Raw genomic sequence first — 19047 nt, 5'->3', positions numbered from 1 at the left:
TCAGCGGGTGACGCGGGCGACGAGCAGGCAGGCGTCGTGGTCGCGTCCGGATTCGCCGCACTCCTCCACGACCGTTCGCACGCAGTCCTGTGCGGTGCGCGCTCCGCCCAGACGGGGGGCGAGGCCGAGGAGGCGGTCGGCGGGCGCCAGCCCCTCGGTGTGCAGCAGGAGCACGTCGCCCTCTTCGAGGGTCTCCTCGGCCTGTCCGTAGGCGGCGCGTGAGGTGGCCCCGAGGAGCACGCCCTGCGGCGCGTCCAGCCGGCGCCCCGTCCCCGCCCGGAACAGCAGGGGGACGGGGTGTCCGGCCCGCGCCCAGGTCAGGGTGCGGGTGTCCGGCCGGTAGCGGCAGCACAGGGCGCTGCCCAGGGCGGGCCGGACGGTGGCGTCCAGCAGCTGGTTCAGCCAGGCCAGGAGCTGGCCCGGCTCGGTGCCCGCCATGGCCATGCCCCGCAAGGCGCCCAGCATCATCGCCGTGTGCGAGGTGACGGCCGGTCCCTGGCCGGTGAGATCGCCGACGCCGAGCAGCGTCCGGCCGTCGGGGAGTTCGACGGCGTCGTACCAGTCGCCGCCGATCAGCGAGGCCGTCGCGGCGGGCAGATGGCGGGCGGCGAGGTCCAGGGAGCCGGCGTTCCGTCCCGGCAGGCTCAGGGGGCCGCGCCACGACGGCAGGACCGCCTCCCGCAGCTCGACCGCGAGCCGCTGTTCGGTCTGCGCGCGGTGTCGCTCCCGCTGGAGGGAGTCGTGGCTCTCGCGCACCGCCCGCTGGCTGCGGCGCAGTTCGCTGACGTCGCGCAGCACCGCCCACATCGAGGCGGTGCCGCCCTCGGCGTCGAGCACGGGCTCGCCCATCATGTGCACCGTGCGGGGGTCCCCGTCCGGGCGGACGACGCGGAACTCCCCGTCGATGGGCCGGGCGTCGACCAGACAGTCGGTGACCATCGAGGTCAGCTTCGGCCGGTCCTCCTCCAGGACGACCGAGGGCAGTTCGTCGAGGGTGAGGGGAGGGGCGGCCAGGTCGCGGCCGAGGATGCGGTAGAGCTCCTCGGACCAGGCGGCCTCGTCCGTGAGCAGGTTCCACTCGGCGCTGCCGACCCGGCTGAGGAGCGACTCGCGCCCGTCGGCCGCCGGTGCGGCGGGCGTGGTCCGGACGGCCGGCGCGGACGGCGGCCCGTCCCGTAACTGGGCCAGGTGCGCGTCAAGATCGTCGAGCTGGTGCCGTGCGAGGTCGTAGAGCGCCCGCTGCCAGCGGCCCTGGGGGTCGGCCTGGTCCCCCGGTGCGCCCGGCCGGACGGCGTCCATGTCGCCCTTGAGCCGTCGTGTCTGCGTGATCAGCGCGTCGACCGGGCCGCGTCCTGGCGGCTGGGCGGCTGAGCGGTCCGCGGAGACATGGGGCGGCATGACGCACTCCGATACGGGACGGTTCGACGAGGGCTGACCAACGGCCGTCACGACTGTTGCACAGCGTGCGACGACGTGTAAGGGCTTTGGCAACACCCGATTCGGTGGTGCTTCTGGCATATGCCTCTGTCTCCCGGAAGGCGTGGCGGAACGTGGCCCGGGCGGGTCGCCGGGAGGTCAAGTCGTATGAGGCGTACGTGACTTGAGGGACTCGTGGGGACGTCGGAAAGGCCGTCAGTCATGCGTTCGACGGCCTGGTGTTCCCTGGTCATACGGCTGTGACGCAGGTCACAACAATTGGACCGCGCTTTCCCGTAATGCGAAAGGCCCCTGCGAGGTCGTACATGCATGGACATCACTCTGGAACAAGCCGTCCGCGCCCGTCTGATCACCGCGGAGGACCAGGAGCTGCCCGTGCCCGCCACGCTCCGCTACGACTCCGGCGACCCCTTCGCCGTGCACGTCGACTTTCCCGCGGAGGTCTCCCTGGAGGGCGAGGCGGTCACCTGGACGTTCGGCCGCGGTCTGCTGGAGCAGGGGGTGAGTGGCCCGGCCGGCAGCGGGGACGTGCACATCTGGCCCTGCGGACGGACGCTCACGGTGATGGAGTTCCACTCGCCGCTCGGAATGGCCCTGCTCCAGTTCGACACGGGCGCCCTGCGCCGCTTCCTGCTGCGCAGCTACGCGGTCGTCGCGGCGGGGCGGGAGGATGTCGCAGCCGCGCTCGACCGGGGGCTGCAGGCCCTCCTCGGCAACGTCTGAGGCCCACCCGGCGCGGCTGACCGGCCCTCCGGCGTCAGTGGCCGGTCCCGGCGTACAGGTCCGGACGCGGGGCGAGTTCGACCGGGGTGCGCGTGCCGCTCTCCAGCGCCCGGACCCCGGCCTCGGCGACGGCGGAGGCCGCGTAGCCGTCCCAGACGGTCGGGCCGGTGACCTCGCCCCGCCGGGTCGCGTCGACCCAGCGCTGCACCTCGCGGTCGTAGGCGTCCGCGAACCGCACCAGGTAGTCCTGGGGGACGTCCGCCGCGACGGTGCCCCGCGCGGTGACGGGCATCCCGTGGTCGTCGCCGATGCGCGCGGCGCCCCCCTCGCACACGGCCTCGCAGCGCACCTGGTAACCGAAGCCGCAGTTGACGAAGACCTCCACGTCCACCAGGGCGCCGCCCTCGGTCTCGAAGAGAACGAACTGCGGGTCCTGCAGGCCCTGCGGGGCGCCCGAGGAGACGCGCGGGCGCAGCACCGTGACCGCGGTCAGCTCCTGGCCCAGCAGCCAGCGGGCCGCGTCGATCTCGTGCGACACCGAGCTGTCGATCAGCATCGCGCTGGTGAAGTCCGGCGGCGAGGAGACGTTGCGGTGCACGCAGTGCAGCATCAGCGGCCGCCCGAGACGTCCGTCGTCCAGCAGCGCCTTGAGTCTGCGGTACTCGGCGTCGTAGCGCCGCATGAACCCGATCTGTGCCAGCCGGCGTCCGTGCCGGACCTCCGCCTCCATCACCCGCAGCGCCCCGGCCGACTCCGGCGCCATGGGCTTCTCGCACAGCACCGGAAGGCCCCGGGTGAAGGCCGCGAGCAGGGCTTCCTCGTGCGCGGGACCGGGCGAGGCGATCAGCACGGCCTCGACGCCGGGCGCGTCGAGCGCGGCCTCCGCCTCCGTGTGGACCGTCGCCGCCTCGATCCCGGCGACGGCCTCCTTCGCGCGCGCGGCGTCCGGATCCGCCACGGCGGCGACCCTCGCTCCGCTCACCGCTCGATCGAGTCGGCGTATGTGGTCGGCGCCCATGTGCCCGGCACCCAGCACCGCAACGCCCAGCAGGTCGGCCACGCGTGATCTCCTCCCCGGTCGACGATCACGCCGAAGCGTACGCCGCCGGGGGAGACGGCCTCTGGGGCCCGGTCAGTAACGCAGCACGCCGGCGAGCCCGTCCGCCGCGCCCAGGGCGCCGTCCGGGAGGAAGCGCACCTCGGCGCCGGTCTCCAGGCATTGCTCGACGATCTCGTCCACGACGTCCTCGCGGGCGTCGAGGTCGCCGCTCGCGGCGGAGACGAGGTGGTCTCCGTCGTCGCGGACCGTGACGCGGAAGTTCTCCTCGACGGCGAGCAGCCGGACCCGGCCCTCCCGTGCGCTCTGCCAGAGCTCGTCGACGCCGGCCGCGAACGTCCTGTGCCCCCGTGCGGAGTCGAGTTGCCGCATGACGGCCTCGGCGTCGCGGCGGGACTGCTCGTCGAGCACGGGGCGCACCGCCTGCCACACCGACTCGGGGGTGCCGTGGGAGAGTCCGCCGTGCGGGATGTGCAGGGCGTCCCGGCCGGCCGGCCCCTGCTCGTCGAGCAGCGCCAGCGCCGCCGGCTCGCCGGTGACGTACAGCGGCAGCGGGTCCTCGCGCTGCAGCCTGGCCACGGCGGCCTCGGCGGCCCGCAGGAAGTGGCGTGTGTCCTCGTCGCGGAAGGTGCTGGGCTGGTCGCCGATCCGCTGCCGGCGCTCGGCGTCGAAGTTCTCCCGGCTCCTGGTCAGCGGGAAGCCGCCGCCCTGCGCCTCGGTGACCCGGTCGGCGCCGCCGTGCCACAGCGTGACGCGGTCGGCGGAGACCGACAGCACCCGGAACGGGCGTTCGGAGGCCTGCGCTGAGACCAGGTTGCGGGTCAGGAACGTGTCGGAGAAGACGACGCGTTCGGGCACGGACCGGGCCAGGGACCACACCTGGTGCTCGCCCGGGGCGGCGTAGATGACCAGGCCGTCCTCGCTGTGCGACAGGTCGACCTCGGCCAGCGCCAGGTCCAGCCGGCCGGCGACGTCGGCACGCCGCTCGCGGGTCACCGCCGGGTCGTGCTCCAGCTGCTTCTTCGCCTCGGCCACGACATTGCGCAACCGGACGCGGTCCTGGGAGTTGTCGGGTTCGCGTCGATGGGTCGGCGTCAGCACGGACACCGCCGGATAGGGGCGCGGGCGGCGCAGTTCGGAGAGGGTCGCGGGGCTGAGTGCGTGCTCCATACGAGCACGATAGGACTGATTCGCATGCCGGGCATTTGGGGCAAGGTCGGCGTAAGTGTGCAGTCCGTCGCCGTCGCTGCGAAATCCTCGAGGGCGGCCGGTGACGGCGACCCCGGTCGCCGGTTACCGTACGCGTCAGTAACCGGGACAGCATCGCAGGAGGCACCCATGCCGCAGCTCGAAGTCGACGGCGCAGCCCTGACCTACGACGACGAGGGCCCGCGCGACGGCGACGGCGTGCCCCTCGTGTTCGTGCACGGCTGGACGGCGAACCGGCGCCGCTGGGACCACCAGGTGGCGCACTTCGCCCTGCGCCGCCGGGTCATCCGGCTCGACCTGCGCGGGCACGGGGAGAGCGGCGGCGCGGGCGTGAAGACGGTCGCCGAACTGGCGGCGGACCTCCTCGCCCTCCTCGACCACCTGGACGTGCCCCGCTGCGTCCTCGTGGGCCACTCGATGGGCGGCATGATCGCGCAGACCGTCGCCCTCTCCCACCCGGAGCGGGTGGAGCGCATGGTGCTGGTGAACTCCATCGGCCGGATGACCTACAGCCGGGGCAGAGGCCTGCTGATGGGGGCCTCCACGCTCGTCCCCTTCAAGATGTTCGTCGCCGCCAACATCCAGCGCGCCTTCGCACCCGGCTACCCCAAGGACGAGATCCGCGCCTACGTCAAGGCCTCCGCCGACACCCCGCGCGAGGTGGTCATGACGCTGTACGGCGCCATGCGCGCCTTCGACGTCCTCGACCGGGCCGGAGAGATCCAGGCGCCCACTCTCATGATCCACGGCTACCACGACATCCAGCTGCCGGTGCGGCAGATGCTGCGGATGGCCATGGCCTACCCGGACGCCGTCGTCCGCATCATCGACGCGGGCCACGAACTCCCGGTCGAGAAGCCGGCCGAGCTGACCGCCGCGATCGACGCCTTCGTGACCGACAAGCCCGCGTAGCGGGTGCGGGGAGGCCGTCAGCCGAAGCGGTCCGGGTCCGCCGCCTTCCAGTCCGCCTCCCACGACGGCGGCGGCCCCGCGAGCAGCTCTCCCGGCGCCAGCCACTCGTACAGGTCCGCGTACGAGCGTTCCACGCCCGGAGCGACCCGCCGGACCAGGTGGCCGGGAGCGAGCGCGCCCGGCTCACGCACGCCCATCGCCGCCATGATCCGGACGGCGTCGCGCACGGTCTCCCGCTGGTAGCGCTCGACCTGCCGGGCCCTGTCCGTCACGTGCAGGCGACGGGTGCGCAGCGGGTCCTGCGTCGCCACGCCGGCCGGGCAGCCGCCGGTGTGGCAGCGCCCGGCCCGCACACAGCCGACGGCGAGCATCATCGCGCGGGCCGCGTTCGTGTAGTCGGCGCCCTGGACGAGGCGCGCGACGACGTCCCAGCCCGTGGCCACCCGGCCGCTCGCGCCGATCCGGACCCGGTCCCGCAGCCCGACGCCGACCAGCGCGTTGTGCACGGTGACGAGCCCCTGGGTGAGCGGCATGCCGAGCCGCCCCGCGAACCCCGACGGAGCGGCTCCCGTGCCGCCCTCCGCTCCGTCGACCACCACGAAGTCGGGAACCGCTCCCTCCGCCAGCATCGCCCTGCACACCGCCAGGAACTCCCGCCGCGCCCCCACGCACAGCTTCAGCCCGACCGGCTTGCCGCCCGCCGCCTCACGAAGACGGGCCAGGAACAGCACCAGTTCGCGCGGCGTCGAGAACATCCGGTGCGAGGGCGGCGAGACGACGTCGACGCCCTCCGGGACCCGTCGCTCGCGCGCGATCTCGGCGCTCACCTTCACCGCCGGCAGCACCGCGCCCATGCCCGGCGACGCCCCCTGCGACAGCTTCAGCGACACGCACTTCACCTCGGGCAGCGCCGCCTTGTCCGCGAACTCCCGCCAATCGAGGCGGCCGTCGTCGCCGCGGCAGCCGAAGTACCCCGTCCCGATCTCCCAGACGAGGTCGCCGCCGCCTCGCAGATGGTGTTCCGACAGCCCGCCCTCCCCGGTGTCCTGCGCGAAACGGCCCAGCGCGGCGCCTCGGCTGAGGGCGAGGACCGCGCGCGCCGACAGCGCCCCGAAGCTCATCGCCGAGACGTTCAGCAGCGCCATGTCGTAGGGCTGCGAGCAGTCGGGCCCGCCCACCCGCACCACCGGCGGCTCCTCGGCCGCCTCCGCCGGCCGCAGTGACGGCACCAGGAACTCCGGCCCGTCCCACGCGTCGGCCCGCGGCTCCCGCACCGCCTCCCACCGCTGGTGCGGCCCTGCGGCGGGGCGCCTCAGACGTCCGGCCGGCGGGTGGTTGCGCCGTACGGAGTGACGCCGCCGCACCAGGTCCGCGGCGCCGACACAGGTCAGCGCCAGCGCCGGTCCGGCCGCCCACCACCACCGGCCGGACACCAGCAGCGCGGCGGGCGCCGACACGGCGGCGGTGAGGGCGACGAGCGGCAGTGGCCAGAACCGGCCCACTCAGTCGGCGTCCTCGTCGGGGCCGCACGAACTGCCGCTGGGCGGAAGCGAGCCGTACAGCAGGAAGTCGTCGACCTTGCGGTGCACGCACTTGGACGATCCGTACCCGGTGTGCCCCTCGCTCCTGTTGTCGAGCACCACGGCCGACGGCCCGAGCCGCTTCGCCGTCTCGACGGTCCAGCGGTACGGCGTCGCCGGGTCACCGCGCGTGCCGACCAGGAGCATCTTCGGCGTGCTCAGGTCCTTCACCTCGTCGCGGATGAAGTCGGTGCCCTTCGGGCGGCCGTAGCACATCAGGACCTCCGCCAGCCGGTACCGGCCGAACACCGGCGACGCCTCGTCGTAGGCGGCCCGCAGCCGTTCGAGGTCCGCGGTGACCTGCTGGGCGGTCGGGCGGTCGGGGTCGTCCGCGCAGTTGATCGCCATCAGCGCGGCGGGCAGGTTGTCCGGGGGGACGTCCTCGGCGTCGACGAGCGCGCCGGGCGAGGGCCCGCCGCCCGGCGACCGGAGCGGAAAGGGGAACGGGAAGGGGAGCGGAAGCGCGAAGCCGCCGCCGGCGAAGCCCAGGACGCCGCCGGCGTCGCCGTTCTCGATCAGCTGGGCCAGCGCCCGCTCCAGCGCCGGCCACAGCTCCCTGCTGTACAGCCCCTGCCCGAGAGCGCCGACCAGGTCCTGGCCGGTGAAGTCCGCGCCGAAGTCCGTCGGCAGCGGGTTCTCGTCCAGCGAGCGGACCAGCCGCACGACCGCCTCACGGGCCACCCGCGGATCCTGCCCGAAGGGGCAGGCGATGTCCTTCACGCACCAGCCGACGAAGTCGTCCAGCGCCACCTGCTGCCCCCGCGCGCCCGCGACGCCCTGCTCGGTGAGCGGCTCGGTCAGCGTGTCGACGCCGTCGAGGACCACGCGCCCCACCTTGCCGGGGAACCGGGCGGCGTAGACCGCGCCGAGCCGGCTGCCGTAGGAGAAGCCGAGGTAGTTGAGCTTCTTGTCGCCGAGCGCCTGGCGCATCACGTCCAGGTCCCGTGCCGCGTCCACCGTGCCGATGTGCGGCAGGACCGGCCCGGAGTGCTCGGCGCAGACGGCGGCGGCCTTCTTCAGCCGCGGCAGCAGGGTCCGTGGATCGGCCAGGGCCTCGTCGTCGTCCAGCGGGGCCAGTCCGCTGTCCTGCCCGGTCCCGCAGCTGACGGGGGAGGAGCGGCCGACGCCCCGGGGATCGAAGGCGACCACGTCGTAGCCGTCCGTGAGATCCATGAACTCCTTGCCGCCGTGAGCGAGTTCGGGGACTCCCGCGCCGCCGGGGCCGCCGAAGTCGAGCACCACGGAGCCGCGCTTGTGGCCGGTGGCCCGGTAGCGGGCGATCGCGAGGTCGAGCGTGGCCTTCTCGGGATGGGCGTAGTCGAGCGGGACGGTCAGCTTGGCGCACTGCAGGTCCTTGGGCATGCCGTCGCCCTTGCACGCCGACCACGCGACCTTCTGACCGTTGAACCGGGAGAGGTCGGCGCCGTCGTCCGCGTGCGCGTTCCGGTTCGCGGTGACCGTCGGAAGGCCCGCGCCCATCAGGGTCAGTGCGGCGGTGGCGGCGAGCGCACAGCGTCGCAACCCGGGCCGCGTCGACATCTTGGCCAGCATCAATGCCTCCAGGGACGCCCGCAGCGGTCCGGGGGACGGCGTCCTCGCTCACGATAAGCGGCCGTCCGGCGACCCGCCTCCGGGCGGTGGAGCCCTGCCCGCCCGCCTCGCCGGTGACCGGCGTGCGGGCGGGCCGCGTGAGCCGTCCGGCTCACGCGGCCCGCACGTCCGGGCGCCCGCGCGGCGGGTTCGGCGCCGGTTCGACGGCGGTGACGTCCGACCGGGTGAAAGGGCGCTCAGGCATAACCCGGGCGGTCCGCCGGCAGTTCTACCCGGTGCGGGCGAGTGCCCGCGACTCATGTCTGGAAGGCAGGGACCCCATGAGACGGGTTACCCGAACCGGTGTGATGGCCGTCGCCGCGGTGTCCGGCGCGATGGCCGTGGCACTGCCCGCACACGCCGACTCCACGGCGAACGGTTCCGCGGCGGGCTCGCCCGGGCTGATCTCCGGCAACGGCGTGCAGCTGCCCGTGCACCTCCCGGTGAACCTGTGCGGGAACACGGTGAACGTGGTGGGCGTGCTGAACCCCGCCGCGGGCAACACCTGCGCCGACGTGGGCACGGCCGCCGCGCACGGCGCGCACCGTGCCCCGTCCGGCGCCGCCGCCGAGGGGAGCGCGAAGGACTCCCCGGGCGTCGTCTCCGGCAACGGGGTCCAGCTGCCGGTGCACCTCCCGGTGAACGTCGGCGGCAACAGCGTGAACGTCGTCGGCATCGCCGACCCGGCCTTCGGCAACGAGTCCGTCAACGCCCCCGGCGAGGAGCCCGTGGAGCCCTCCGCGCCCGCGGTGCGGCCGCCGGTCCGGCACGACCCGCCGTCGCAGTCCCAGCACCCGGGCCCGCGGGCCGAGCCCCCGGCCCCCGCGCTCGCCCTCGCCCCGCAGGCCGTGGCTCCCGTCGCCGCGCTCGCCCGCACGGGAGCCGACGCCACCCTGCCCGCCCTCGGCGGCGGCGCCGCCCTGGTGCTCGGCGGGGCGCTGCTGTATCGGAGGTTCCGCCCGAGCGCCGAGCGCTGAGCGGCGCCGACGGGCGGACGAGCCGCAGACCCCGTCGGGCCGGGGCCCGCGGCCGCGCGCGACGGCCGGGGAGGACCCGCCGCTAATTGCGTTGTGCGGGGGCGCGCACAGGTGCTGGAGTGGGCGTATGGATCATGCCGCGGTACTCGCCCTGTACGACCGGGAGATGCGTGAAGGCGCGCGCCCCGAGAGCTCCGACGCCCGGGTCGAGAAGGCGGGGAGGGTGGTCCGGCACATCGGCGGCCACGGGGGCTGGAGCGGCGTCCTGTGGTCGGACCTGAGCGCGGCCGACGCGGACGCGGCCATCGCCGAGCAGATCGCCTGCTTCGGCCGCCTCGGCCACGAGTTCGAGTGGAAGCTGTACGGGCACGACCGTCCGGCCGACCTCGGGCGGCGGCTCGTCGCGGCCGGGTTCACGCCCGACCAGGAGGAGACGCTCATGGTCGGCGAGACGAGCGACCAGCTCCTCGACGTCGCACCGCCCGAGGGCGTCCGCATCGTCCCGGTCACGGACCGGGCGGGCGTCGAGCTCATGGTCGAGGCGAACGAGAAGGCCTTCGGCCGTGACGGTTCCTGGCTGCGCGACCTCCTGCACGCCCGCCTCGCCCGCGACCCCGGCGAACTCGTCGCCCTGGTCGCGCTGGCCGGGGACGTGCCGGTGAGCTCGGCGCGGATGGAACTCCTGCCGGGCACCGGGTTCGCCGGGCTGTGGGGCGGCGGCACCGTCGAGGGCTGGCGCGGCCGAGGTCTCTACCGTGCGCTGATCGCCCACCGCGCCCGCATCGCCGCCGAGCGCGGCTACCGGTACCTGCAGGTCGACGCCTCCGACCAGAGCCGCCCCATCCTGGAACGGCTCGGCTTCCGCGCGCTGAGCACGACGACGCCGTACGTCTACGCGCACTGACGCCCGTCGTGCCGGGCGCCGTGCGTCAGCGTCGTCGCGACTTCGCCCGGTCCAGTGCGGCGACGCCCACCGCGGCCAGCCCGATCTGGATGAGCCACTCGATCCAGTCGACGCCCTTCGTGTCGTCCACCCCGAGGCCCGCGGCGAGCAGCGAGCCGATCAGCGCCGCCACGATGCCGACCGCGATCGTCCACAGCACGCCGATGCGCTGGCGTCCCGGGACGACGAGCCGCCCGAGCACACCGATGACGATGCCGATGAAGATGGCACTGATGAGGCCGTCGATCTCCATCTCCGCCCCTCCGCTTCTCCGTGAGAGCCCGTTGACCTATGTGTGCCCGCGGGGCGGTGGGACAGTCCGTTCCGCTTGGCGGCGTCCGCCCCGGCGGGGACGGGCGCCGCGACGGCGGGGACGACGTGTGACGGCCGGGGCGACCTGTGTCCGCCGGTCGGCCCGGCCGTGCTCCCGGGTGCCGGAAGGGACTACGGGGTGGGGGTGCGGGTGCTCCGCGCCGCCGTGGCGATGCACATCAGCCCGAGGAGCAGGGCCAGTGCGCCGATGACGATGTTGTTGACCGCGACGCCGGCGTCCGGATGGTCGCCGACGATCCACGGTGCGACGATCATCCAGATGCCCGCCGCGCACATGGCCCAGCTCAGGCCGTACATCCGCGCGGGAGCAGCGGTGAAGCCGAGGCCCAGCAGGGCGATCGCGATGCCGACGATCAGGTTGTGGGTGACGAGGGCGGGCTGGCCGGTGGCGTAGTGGAGTACCCAGGGGGACACCGCGCAGTACAGACCGAGCAGGAACACCGGTCCGTCCACGAGTGCCACATCACGACCGCCGAGCATGCGGGCGTAACGCGCCCGCATCTCGTGAACGTCGGGGTGCGTCGACATGTCGCCTCTGGTGGGCGAGACGTTGGCCATGATCCGTCTCCTTTGACTCTCAGGGCCGACCGCTTCGGTGCGGTGTGCGGTAATCGCCGCGCACGCCCATTGTGCTCTTATTAATCCTTTATGTGTAGAGCTCGCGCCGACCGATCCGGCCTCCCGGGTCCTGCGCCGGCCGGTTCACCACGCGTCGCTTCTGCGTCGTATCGTGGCGTCGTGAGCGAGTCGCCGAGTCCCGATGACGCCGGTCTGACCACGGGGGCGCTGGCCCACCGGCTCGGCGTGGCGCCCACCACCCTGCGTTCGTGGGACCGGCGGTACGGCATCGGGCCCGCCGTGCGCGCGGACGGCCGGCACCGGCGCTGGCAGCCGAGCGACGTGGCGGTGCTGGAGGCGATGTGCCGGCTCACCTCGTCCGGCGTGCCGCCCGCGGACGCGGCCCGCGCGGCGAAGGACGCGGTGCTCCGGCCGGCCGCGGAAGCCGAGGACGCGGTCCCCGAACGGACGGGTACGCCCGGCGCTCCCGCGCTCGGCGGCGGCGACGTTCGTCAGGAGTGCCGTGGCCTGGCCCGCGCGGCCGTGCGCCTCGACGCGCCGGCCGTCGCGGAGCGGCTGGAAGCGGCCGTGGACCGGCACGGGCTCGCCGTCGCCTGGCAGGAGGTGATGGTCCCGACCCTGCACGCCGTGGGCCGTAAGTGGGCCTCGTCCGGCGACCGGTACGTCGAGGTCGAGCACCTGCTGTCCTGGCAGGTCTCCACCGCGTTGCGCCGGGCGCCCCACGCCGTCGTGAAGGGCGGCCGGGAGGGAGGGCCCGGGCCGGTGCTGCTGGCCTGCGTGCCGGGCGAACAGCACAGCCTGCCCTTGGAGGCACTCAACGCGGGCCTCCTCCAACTCGGCGTCCCGACGCGGATGTTCGGAGCCGCCGTGCCGGCCGAGGCGCTGACCGCGGCCGTGCGGCGGCTGGGCCCGGTCGCCGTGGTGCTGTGGTCGCAGACGCGCTCCACCGCAAGCCTGCCCCTGGCCAGGCATCTCGCGGACACCCGCTGGGGCGTCACCGGAGCCCGGCGGGCCCCGACCGTGGTGCTCGGGGGCGCCGGCTGGGCCGGCCGCCCCGCACCGGGCCTGCCCCGGCCCACGGGCCTGAGCGAAGCGCTGACGCTGCTGGCCGGCGCACAGGGTCACGGCACGGCGTGAGACGCGGCCGCGGGACCGAGCGCCGAGGCTCGGACGCGGTCGGCGGACGCGGCGCGGGCGGCGGACGCGGCGCGGGCGGCGGAGCAGGCGGGGGCGTCCGGTGCGGACGCCCGGTTCAGTGCAGCTTCTTCAGCAGTTCCGTGGCGAGCGGGGCCGAGGAGGCGGGGTTCTGGCCCGTGACGAGGTTGCGGTCGACGACCACGTGCGGCGCCCAGGGCTCGCCGACCCGCACGTCGACGCCCGCCTCGGTGAGCCGGTCCTGAAGCAGCCACTTCGCCTTGTCGCCCAGACCGGCCTGGTGCTCCTCGGCGTTGGTGAACGCCGCGATCCGGTAGCCGGCGAACGCGTTGGAGCCGTCCTCGGCGACCGCGGCGAGCAGCGCCGCGGGGCCGTGGCAGACGACGCCCAGCGGCCTGCCCGAGGCCAGGGCGTCGGTGAGGAGACGGCCGGACACGGCGTCGACCGCCAGGTCCTCCATCGGGCCGTGGCCGCCCGGGTAGAAGACGGCCGCGTAGTCGCCGAGGTCCACGTCCTCCAGGCGCAGCGGCCGCTGCAGCTCCGTCATGCCGGCCAGCACCGCGGCGACCCGGTCGGCGCCCTCCTGCCCGCCGTTGACCTCCGCGGCCAGGCTGCCCTTGTCCACGGTGGGCACGACGCCGCCGGGGGTGGCGACGACGACCTCGTGGCCCGCCGCCCGGAACGCCTCGTAGGGGGCGACGGCTTCCTCGGCCCAGAAGCCCGTGGGGTGCTGCGTGCCGTCGGCGAGCGTCCAGTGGTCGGCGCCGGTCAGCACGAAAAGAATCTTGGCCATGAGTGATCTCCGAGAGTGTCGGCGCCGACGCTCCGCTCCGCGGACCGCCGACGCATGGGTGCCTGAGCGAACCTAGGCGGTCGAGCCATAGGGATCCAATGAGGATTCCGATGCCCGACATCGACGATCCTATGGGCGGCGGAGGAATACTGGCGCGGTGGAACACAGCGACGGCCGGCCCGCCGGCCCCCTGGACCTGAACCTGCTGCGCACCTTCCTCGCCGTGTACCGCTCCGGCTCGTTCACCGGCGCGGCGCAGCTGCTGAGGCTGTCCCAGCCGACCGTGACGACGCAGATGCGGGCGCTGGAACGGCAGACCGGACGCGAGCTCTTCGAGCGGCTCCCGCGCGGCGTGTCGCCGACCGCCGTCGCCGACGAGCTGGCGGCCCGTGTGTCCGCGCCGCTCGACGAGCTCGCCGTCGTGGCCGACCCGGACCCGGCGGCGGGCCGGGCCGGTCCGGCCGACCCGGTGCACCTCGCCGGGCCGGCCGAACTGCTGTGCACCCGGGCGCTCCCCGCCCTGGCGCCACTGGTGGCCGGGGGAGTCCGGCTGCGCGTCGCCACCGGCCTGACCGACGCGCTGCTGGAGGAGCTGCGCGCGGGACGGCACGACCTGGTCGTGGCCACCACCCGGCCCCGCGGCCGTACCCTGCACGCGGTCCCGCTGGCGGACGAGGAGTTCGTCCTCGTCGCGGCTCCGGCGTGGGCCGAGCGGCTCCGGGGCCCGTTGGCCGCCGAGGGTCCGGCGGCGCTGCACGGCGTCCCGCTGATCACGTACGCCGAGGACCTGCCCATCGCGCGCCGCTACTGGCGGCACGTGTTCGGCCGGCGCCTGTCGGGCTCCGCCGCGGTGACCGTGCCCGATCTGCGCGGAGTGCTGGCCGCGACCGCGGCGGGCGCGGGCGTCACGGTGCTGCCCCGCTATCTCTGCCTCGGCGAACTGGCCTCCGGCGCCCTCGTCCCGCTCCACGAGCCGCCGGACCCGCCCATCAACACGGCGTACCTGGTCCAGCGGCCCGGGGCGGCGGCGAACCGGGACGTGACCCGGGTGCGCGATCTCCTGCTGAGCGTGGCCCCGCAGTGGTGACGGGCGCTCAGGGGCGTTCCCGCGCCCGCTTGAACCGCGCCAGCCCCTCCGAGAGCGTCACGACCGGGTCCGGGTAGTCGAGCGCCGCGCGGTCCGTACCGGTGAGCTTCCACGGCTCGTGCACCTCGGGCGCCGAAAGGCCCGCCAGCTCCGGCAGCCACCGCCGCACGTACGCCCCGTCCGGGTCGAACCGCTTCGCCTGGGTGACGGGGTTCAGCACCCGGTTGGGCCGCGAGTCGGTGCCGGTGCCCGCCACCCACTGCCAGTTGAGCTGGTTGTTGGCCACGTCCCCGTCGACCAGCAGCTCCAGGAAGTGCCGGGCGCCGATGCGCCAGTCGACGTACAGCGTCTTGGCGAGGAAGCTCGCGGTCAGCAGGCGGCCCCGGTTGTGCATCCACCCCTCGTGGCGCAGCTGCCGCATCGCCGCGTCCACCAGCGGGTAGCCGGTACGGCCCTCCCGCCACGCCTCGACGTCGGCGCGGGCCGTGCGCTCCGAACGCCAGCGGTCGTGCTTGGTGCGGTAGTCGGCGCTCGCCGCCCCGGGCCGGGCCGCGAGCACCTGACGATGGAAGTCGCGCCAGGCCAGCTGCTGCACGAACGCCTCGGCGCCCGGTCCGCCCACCTGGCGCGTGCGGTGCACGAGCTCCACCGCGGAGAGGGTCCCGAAGTGCAGATGGGGCGACAGCCGGGAGGTGACGTCGCCCGCCAGGTCGTCGTGCCCGTCCTCGTACGTGCCGACGCCCGACCGCAGCCAGGAGGCGAACCGCCGGCGGCCCTCCTCCTCGCCCCCCGCCGCCAGACCCGGCGACAGCCCCGCCAGGCCCTTGCGGGCGGGCAGCTCCTCGGAGCCGACCCCCTCCGGGACGGGCACGGTCCGGGGCGCGCCGAGCGGCTCACGCAGCCGTGCCCGCGACCAGTGCCCGAAGTACGGCGTGAAGACGGCGAAGTGGTCCGAGGTGGCCGGGGCGAGCGCGCCCGGACCGACGGCGGTCGTCACCTCGTCGTGCACATGCAGCCGTACGCCCTCCGCCTCCAGGGCGCGCCGCAGGCCGTCCTCGCGCCGCCGCGCGTGCCTGCTCACGTCGGAGGCCAGATGGACCTCGTCCGCCTCCGCCTCGGCCGCCACCCGGCACACCTGCTCCACCAGCTCGCCCGAGCGCACGACGAGCCGGCCGCCCCGCTCGCGCAGTCCCGTGTCGAGGTCGCGCAGACAGTCGGCGAGGAACGCCAGTCTGTTCGGCGCGGCGAACCCGGCGCGGTCGACGGCCCGGTCGCGCACGAACAGCGGGACCACCTGCCGGGCGCCGTCCAGGGCCGCGCGCAGCGGCGGGTGGTCGTGCAGACGCAGGTCGGCGGTGAACAGGACGAGCGAGACGTTCATGAGGGTGCTCCGGGGGACGGGTTCGTTGCGTGCATCGCTTCCGTTCGGCGGGGCCCGGCGGATGCAGCCGGGCGGGGCCGTCCGGGCCGCTCCCGCCGAGGCCGGTCAGCGGGCCGGTTCCCGTGTCCGCGCCGCCGCGTCCGCCACCGCCGCCTGCGCGATGTTGCGGGCCATGCCGCCGAACACGAGCGCGTGGAAGGGCGCCACGCTCCACCAGTAGGCGTGGCCGAGCAGGCCGTGGGGGTGGAACACCGCGCGCTGGTGGAAGCGGGCGCGGCCGCCGGCGGCCGGTTCGGCCCGCAGCTCCAGCCAGGCCAGGCCAGGCAGCCGCATCTCGGCCCGCAGCCGCAGCAGACGGCCGGGCTCGATCTCCTCGACCCGCCAGAAGTCCAGCGAGTCGCCCACCCGCAGCCGGGCGGCGTCCCGGCGGCCGCGGCGCAGCCCCACCCCGCCCGCCAGCCGGTCGAGCCGGCCGCGGACGGCCCAGGCGAGCGGGAAGGAGTACCAGCCGTTGTCGCCGCCGATGCCCTCGATCACCCGCCACAGCGAAGCGGGCGGGGCGTCGACGGCGAGGTCGCGGGTGTCGGTGTAGAGGCTGCCGCCGGCCCAGCCGGGGTCGGTGGGCAGGGGGTCGCTGGGAGCGCCCGGGACGGAGGCGGAGGACCAGCGGGTGGCGACCTGCGCCTCCCGCACCTTGCGCAGGGCGAGCCGGACCGCCTCGTCGAACCCGAGGGGATGGCCGGGCGGGTCCGGCACATGGCGGGCGATGTCGTGCTCGTGGCAGACGACCTCGTGTCGCAGCGACTCGGTGAGCGGCCGTGCGATCGAGGCCGGCACGGGGGTGACCAGCCCGACCCAGTGGCTCGACAGGCCGGGGGTGAGCATCGGCAGCGACAGGATCAGCCGGCGCGGAAGTTCGGCGATCTCGGCGTAGCGGAGCATCATCTCGCGGTACGTCAGGACGTCCGGCCCGCCGATGTCGAAGGCGCGGTCGACGTCGTCCGGGAGCCGGGCGCAGCCGACCAGGGCGCGCAGCACGTCGCGGACGGCCACGGGCTGGATCCGGGTGTGCACCCAGCTCGGAGTGACCATCACCGGCAGCCGCTCCGTCAGATAGCGCAGCATCTCGAAGGAGGCCGACCCGGAGCCGATCACCACCGCGGCCCGCAGCACGGCGGTGGGGACGCCGGAGTCCAGCAGGATCCGTCCCACCTCGGCGCGTGAGCGCAGGTGCGGCGACAGCTCCCGCTCGGGCACGCCGGCCGGGGTGAGAGCCCCGAGGTAGACGATGCGGCGCACGCCGGCCGCCCGGGCCTGCTCCGCGAAGATCCGGGCCGCCCTGCGGTCCGTCTCCTCGAAGTCGTCCCCCGTGGCCAGCGCGTGCACCAGGTAGTAGGCGACCTCGACGCCGTGCAGGGCGGCCGCGACCGACGCGGCGTCCGTGACGTCGCCGCGCGCCCTCTCGACGTCGTCGGCCCAGGGGTGGTCGCGCAGCCGGTCGGGATCGCGGGCCAGACAGCGCACCCGGTGCCCCGCGGCCAGCAGCTCGGGGACGAGCCGGCCGCCCACGTATCCCGTGGCGCCGGTCACCAGGCAGAGCGCTGGGGTGTCGTGGCCGTCTGAGGTCATGAGTCCTCAAGTCCCTTGTTCGGTCCGCGGTCGTTCGTCCGGTCGCCCCCTGGAGTCGGCCGGGCGATGTCCGCCGACGCGGCGACGTCCGGCGGACGATCCCTTGCAGATCGCTTCCACGCGGAGACGGCGTGCGGATGCCCCCCGGTGATATGCGCACGAACGAGTGATCGCCTACGACGACTGCGCCGACCCCGCGGCCACGGCCGACGAGCGTGCGGAGCGGGGGCCGGAAGAGGTGACGTCCCGGCCACTCGGGGATGAACATGTTCGCGCCGATCCCGGGAAGCCGCAGTACGGAGAAGTTGTCCGTTTCGCATCGGGAGGTGTCTGCCGCTATGAGCGCGAAGGTCTTGGAGCGTTTCCCCGCAGGATCCCCGCGAGGATCGTGGCCGGCGGAGGAGTACGCGGCACGGCGGCGAGCCGAGGGGGAGCCCGCGACCGTGGTCATGGACCTGAAGTCGGACGCCTTCCTCGTCGTGGTCCCCCTGAGCGACGAGGACTGACCTTCTGAGGAGGCCGGGCGACGCCCGGCCTCCTCAGAAGGACGCGGGGCCGTCGGCGGGTGTCCGGGTGCCTTTCCCCTGTCCCGCGTCGGTGAATTTCCCTGGTCCGCGATACGAGACCGGTCGGATTCTCCTTGACTGCCGTCGTCGACGGCTGCCACGATCAAGGACATGACGATGCGACCGGACCTCACGCGGCGACGCCATGTCGACCTCGCGCGGGTCTCCAGCGCCTCCTGTTGCGCCGCGGCCTGATCCCTTCTCGCGATCCGCCGCGCTTTTCCTTCTCTGCGCTTCTCTCCTTGAATCGCCTGGATTCACGGCGCCCGTTTCTCCCTGACGTCCGCACGCCTCCGGCGCCTGAACGCCGTGAATTCGGCGTGCCCGGAAACCTTCCGCACCAGGAGTTCCGCATGCCCGCCCGCCCGGGCCGGCGAGGTCGCCGCCGTCCTCGCGGATGAACTGCCCGCAGCCACCTGGTCGTCCCTACCGCTCCCACCCGGGGCCCCGCCACGCCGAGGCGCCCCGGGCTCCTTCGAAAGAGGACCCATGGCCACCGTCCTGTCCGTATCCGGCAGTCCTTCCGCCTCCTCCCGCACCGGCCGTCTGCTGCGCCACCTCGACCAGCGGCTCGCCGCCCAGGGACACCGGGTGATCCCGCTCGACGTCCGCACGGTCCCCGCCGCGGCCCTGCTCGGCGCGGACTTCCGTCACCCGGCGATCGTCGAGGCCACCGAGCTGTTCGCGCGCGCCGACGGCGTCGTCGTGGGCACCCCGGTCTACAAGGCGTCCTACTCCGGCGTCCTGAAGGCGCTCCTGGACCTGCTCCCGCAGTACGCGCTCACCGGCAAGACGGTCCTGCCCCTGGCCACCGGCGGCTCCACCGCCCACGTCCTGGCCATCGACTACGCCCTGCGCCCGGTGCTGAACTCCATGGGCGCGGCCCACATCGTGCAGGGCTGGTTCACCCTCGACAAGGACATCACCGCCCACGAGGACGGCTCCGTCACCGTCGCGCCGGCCGCCGCCGAGGCCCTCGCCCAGATCGTCGACCAGTTCTCGGCCGCGCTGGGGCGTACGCCGCACCTGGCCGTGGCGAGCTGAGGGCGCCGTCCGGCCCGTCCCGCCCCGAAGACGCCCGCGGGTCGCGGGACCG

19 protein-coding genes are annotated in these 19047 nt (G+C 74.4%); 9 read left to right on the top strand and 10 right to left on the bottom strand.

Annotated features, from left to right (window positions below; translation table 11 throughout):
• Nucleotides 1–1398, bottom strand: a complete 1398-nt coding sequence (locus Sri02f_RS30000; RefSeq protein ID WP_109004469.1) for a PP2C family protein-serine/threonine phosphatase — start codon at nt 1396–1398, stop codon at nt 1–3.
• 348 nt (nt 1399–1746) lie between these two features.
• Here Sri02f_RS30000 and Sri02f_RS29995 point away from each other — a divergent pair, with 348 nt between their 5' ends.
• A complete protein-coding gene (locus tag Sri02f_RS29995; protein WP_109004468.1) occupies nt 1747–2160 on the top strand; it encodes an SsgA family sporulation/cell division regulator in 414 nt (137 codons plus the stop codon).
• A 34-nt stretch (nt 2161–2194) separates the two neighbouring features.
• On the opposite strand, the gene Sri02f_RS29990 is transcribed toward Sri02f_RS29995, so the two are convergent.
• Nucleotides 2195–3220 carry a Gfo/Idh/MocA family protein gene (locus tag Sri02f_RS29990; protein ID WP_109004467.1) on the bottom strand — a complete coding sequence of 342 codons (1026 nt, stop codon included), beginning with the start codon at nt 3218–3220 and terminating at the stop codon, nt 2195–2197.
• A 72-nt stretch (nt 3221–3292) separates the two neighbouring features.
• Entirely contained in the window at nt 3293–4387 is a 1095-nt protein-coding gene (locus Sri02f_RS29985; protein WP_109004466.1) for a baeRF3 domain-containing protein, read from the bottom strand.
• A gap of 168 nt (nt 4388–4555) precedes the next feature.
• Here Sri02f_RS29985 and Sri02f_RS29980 point away from each other — a divergent pair, with 168 nt between their 5' ends.
• The gene (locus tag Sri02f_RS29980; RefSeq protein WP_109004465.1) at nt 4556–5338 is read left to right on the top strand and encodes an alpha/beta fold hydrolase; all 783 of its coding nucleotides are present in this window, start codon (nt 4556–4558) and stop codon (nt 5336–5338) included.
• Nucleotides 5339–5355: 17 nt separating this feature from the next.
• On the opposite strand, the gene Sri02f_RS29975 is transcribed toward Sri02f_RS29980, so the two are convergent.
• Nucleotides 5356–6840, bottom strand: coding sequence for an FMN-binding glutamate synthase family protein (locus Sri02f_RS29975; RefSeq protein WP_109004464.1), 1485 nt, complete (start codon nt 6838–6840; stop codon nt 5356–5358).
• Nucleotides 6841–8469, bottom strand: a complete 1629-nt coding sequence (locus tag Sri02f_RS29970; protein ID WP_109004463.1) for an alpha/beta hydrolase — start codon at nt 8467–8469, stop codon at nt 6841–6843.
• A 320-nt stretch (nt 8470–8789) separates the two neighbouring features.
• On the opposite strand from Sri02f_RS29970, the gene Sri02f_RS29965 reads away from it, so the two are divergent.
• Both Sri02f_RS29965 and Sri02f_RS29960 read left to right on the top strand, forming a co-directional pair.
• Nucleotides 8790–9485, top strand: a complete 696-nt coding sequence (locus Sri02f_RS29965) for a chaplin (protein WP_109004462.1) — start codon at nt 8790–8792, stop codon at nt 9483–9485.
• A gap of 127 nt (nt 9486–9612) precedes the next feature.
• On the top strand, nt 9613–10389 hold the full coding sequence (locus Sri02f_RS29960) for a GNAT family N-acetyltransferase (protein WP_109004461.1): 777 nt from the start codon (nt 9613–9615) through the stop codon (nt 10387–10389).
• 25 nt (nt 10390–10414) lie between these two features.
• Here Sri02f_RS29960 and Sri02f_RS29955 read toward each other — a convergent pair whose 3' ends face one another.
• Nucleotides 10415–10681, bottom strand: coding sequence for a GlsB/YeaQ/YmgE family stress response membrane protein (locus Sri02f_RS29955; protein ID WP_109004460.1), 267 nt, complete (start codon nt 10679–10681; stop codon nt 10415–10417).
• Between the two features lie 191 nt (nt 10682–10872).
• Nucleotides 10873–11319: an SPW repeat protein gene (locus tag Sri02f_RS29950; protein WP_109004459.1), complete on the bottom strand. Its 447-nt coding sequence runs from the start codon at nt 11317–11319 to the stop codon at nt 10873–10875.
• A 180-nt stretch (nt 11320–11499) separates the two neighbouring features.
• Between Sri02f_RS29950 and Sri02f_RS29945 the strand changes: the two genes are divergently transcribed.
• Entirely contained in the window at nt 11500–12477 is a 978-nt protein-coding gene (locus Sri02f_RS29945) for a MerR family transcriptional regulator (protein ID WP_245970867.1), read from the top strand.
• Between the two features lie 115 nt (nt 12478–12592).
• Here Sri02f_RS29945 and Sri02f_RS29940 read toward each other — a convergent pair whose 3' ends face one another.
• The gene (locus Sri02f_RS29940; RefSeq protein ID WP_109004457.1) at nt 12593–13288 is read right to left on the bottom strand and encodes a type 1 glutamine amidotransferase domain-containing protein; all 696 of its coding nucleotides are present in this window, start codon (nt 13286–13288) and stop codon (nt 12593–12595) included.
• 157 nt (nt 13289–13445) lie between these two features.
• Between Sri02f_RS29940 and Sri02f_RS29935 the strand changes: the two genes are divergently transcribed.
• Nucleotides 13446–14375: a LysR family transcriptional regulator gene (locus Sri02f_RS29935; RefSeq protein WP_109004456.1), complete on the top strand. Its 930-nt coding sequence runs from the start codon at nt 13446–13448 to the stop codon at nt 14373–14375.
• Nucleotides 14376–14382: 7 nt separating this feature from the next.
• Here the strand turns inward: Sri02f_RS29935 and Sri02f_RS29930 are convergent, their stop codons facing one another.
• Nucleotides 14383–15756: a cryptochrome/photolyase family protein gene (locus Sri02f_RS29930; protein WP_109004455.1), complete on the bottom strand. Its 1374-nt coding sequence runs from the start codon at nt 15754–15756 to the stop codon at nt 14383–14385.
• Between the two features lie 105 nt (nt 15757–15861).
• On the bottom strand, nt 15862–17385 hold the full coding sequence (locus tag Sri02f_RS29925) for an SDR family oxidoreductase (protein ID WP_109004454.1): 1524 nt from the start codon (nt 17383–17385) through the stop codon (nt 15862–15864).
• A 338-nt stretch (nt 17386–17723) separates the two neighbouring features.
• Between Sri02f_RS29925 and Sri02f_RS29920 the strand changes: the two genes are divergently transcribed.
• The 3 genes from Sri02f_RS29920 to ssuE all read left to right on the top strand — a co-directional run bounded on the left by Sri02f_RS29920 (nt 17724) and on the right by ssuE (nt 18995).
• A complete protein-coding gene (locus tag Sri02f_RS29920; protein WP_174855734.1) occupies nt 17724–17891 on the top strand; it encodes a DUF8839 family protein in 168 nt (55 codons plus the stop codon).
• Between the two features lie 171 nt (nt 17892–18062).
• Complete coding sequence (locus Sri02f_RS44175) at nt 18063–18146, top strand: putative leader peptide (RefSeq protein WP_373865140.1); 84 nt, start codon at nt 18063–18065, stop codon at nt 18144–18146.
• Nucleotides 18147–18440: 294 nt separating this feature from the next.
• The gene (gene ssuE / locus Sri02f_RS29915; protein WP_109004453.1) at nt 18441–18995 is read left to right on the top strand and encodes an NADPH-dependent FMN reductase; all 555 of its coding nucleotides are present in this window, start codon (nt 18441–18443) and stop codon (nt 18993–18995) included.
• Nucleotides 18996–19047: the final 52 nt, after the last annotated feature.

Source organism: Streptomyces rishiriensis (assembly GCF_003112535.1).
GTDB lineage: Bacteria > Actinomycetota > Actinomycetes > Streptomycetales > Streptomycetaceae > Streptomyces > Streptomyces rishiriensis.
Note: the sequence above shows the minus strand (reverse complement) of the source record. Positions and strands in the feature narration are given on the sequence as shown.

Bases quoted from the DNA above. Each gene is read 5' to 3' on its own strand.
- Sri02f_RS30000 (WP_109004469.1), bottom strand. From the start codon at position 1,398: ATGCCGCCCCATGTCTCCGCGGACCGCTCAGCCGCCCAGCCGCCAGGA.
- Sri02f_RS29995 (WP_109004468.1), top strand. From the start codon at position 1,747: ATGGACATCACTCTGGAACAAGCCGTCCGCGCCCGTCTGATCACCGCG.
- Sri02f_RS29985 (WP_109004466.1), bottom strand. From the start codon at position 4,387: ATGGAGCACGCACTCAGCCCCGCGACCCTCTCCGAACTGCGCCGCCCG.
- Sri02f_RS29980 (WP_109004465.1), top strand. From the start codon at position 4,556: ATGCCGCAGCTCGAAGTCGACGGCGCAGCCCTGACCTACGACGACGAG.
- Sri02f_RS29970 (WP_109004463.1), bottom strand. From the start codon at position 8,469: ATGCTGGCCAAGATGTCGACGCGGCCCGGGTTGCGACGCTGTGCGCTC.
- Sri02f_RS29965 (WP_109004462.1), top strand. From the start codon at position 8,790: ATGAGACGGGTTACCCGAACCGGTGTGATGGCCGTCGCCGCGGTGTCC.
- Sri02f_RS29960 (WP_109004461.1), top strand. From the start codon at position 9,613: ATGGATCATGCCGCGGTACTCGCCCTGTACGACCGGGAGATGCGTGAA.
- Sri02f_RS29955 (WP_109004460.1), bottom strand. From the start codon at position 10,681: ATGGAGATCGACGGCCTCATCAGTGCCATCTTCATCGGCATCGTCATC.
- Sri02f_RS29950 (WP_109004459.1), bottom strand. From the start codon at position 11,319: ATGGCCAACGTCTCGCCCACCAGAGGCGACATGTCGACGCACCCCGAC.
- Sri02f_RS29940 (WP_109004457.1), bottom strand. From the start codon at position 13,288: ATGGCCAAGATTCTTTTCGTGCTGACCGGCGCCGACCACTGGACGCTC.
- Sri02f_RS29930 (WP_109004455.1), bottom strand. From the start codon at position 15,756: ATGAACGTCTCGCTCGTCCTGTTCACCGCCGACCTGCGTCTGCACGAC.
- Sri02f_RS29925 (WP_109004454.1), bottom strand. From the start codon at position 17,385: ATGACCTCAGACGGCCACGACACCCCAGCGCTCTGCCTGGTGACCGGC.
- Sri02f_RS29920 (WP_174855734.1), top strand. From the start codon at position 17,724: ATGAGCGCGAAGGTCTTGGAGCGTTTCCCCGCAGGATCCCCGCGAGGA.
- Sri02f_RS44175 (WP_373865140.1), top strand. From the start codon at position 18,063: ATGACGATGCGACCGGACCTCACGCGGCGACGCCATGTCGACCTCGCG.
- ssuE (WP_109004453.1), top strand. From the start codon at position 18,441: ATGGCCACCGTCCTGTCCGTATCCGGCAGTCCTTCCGCCTCCTCCCGC.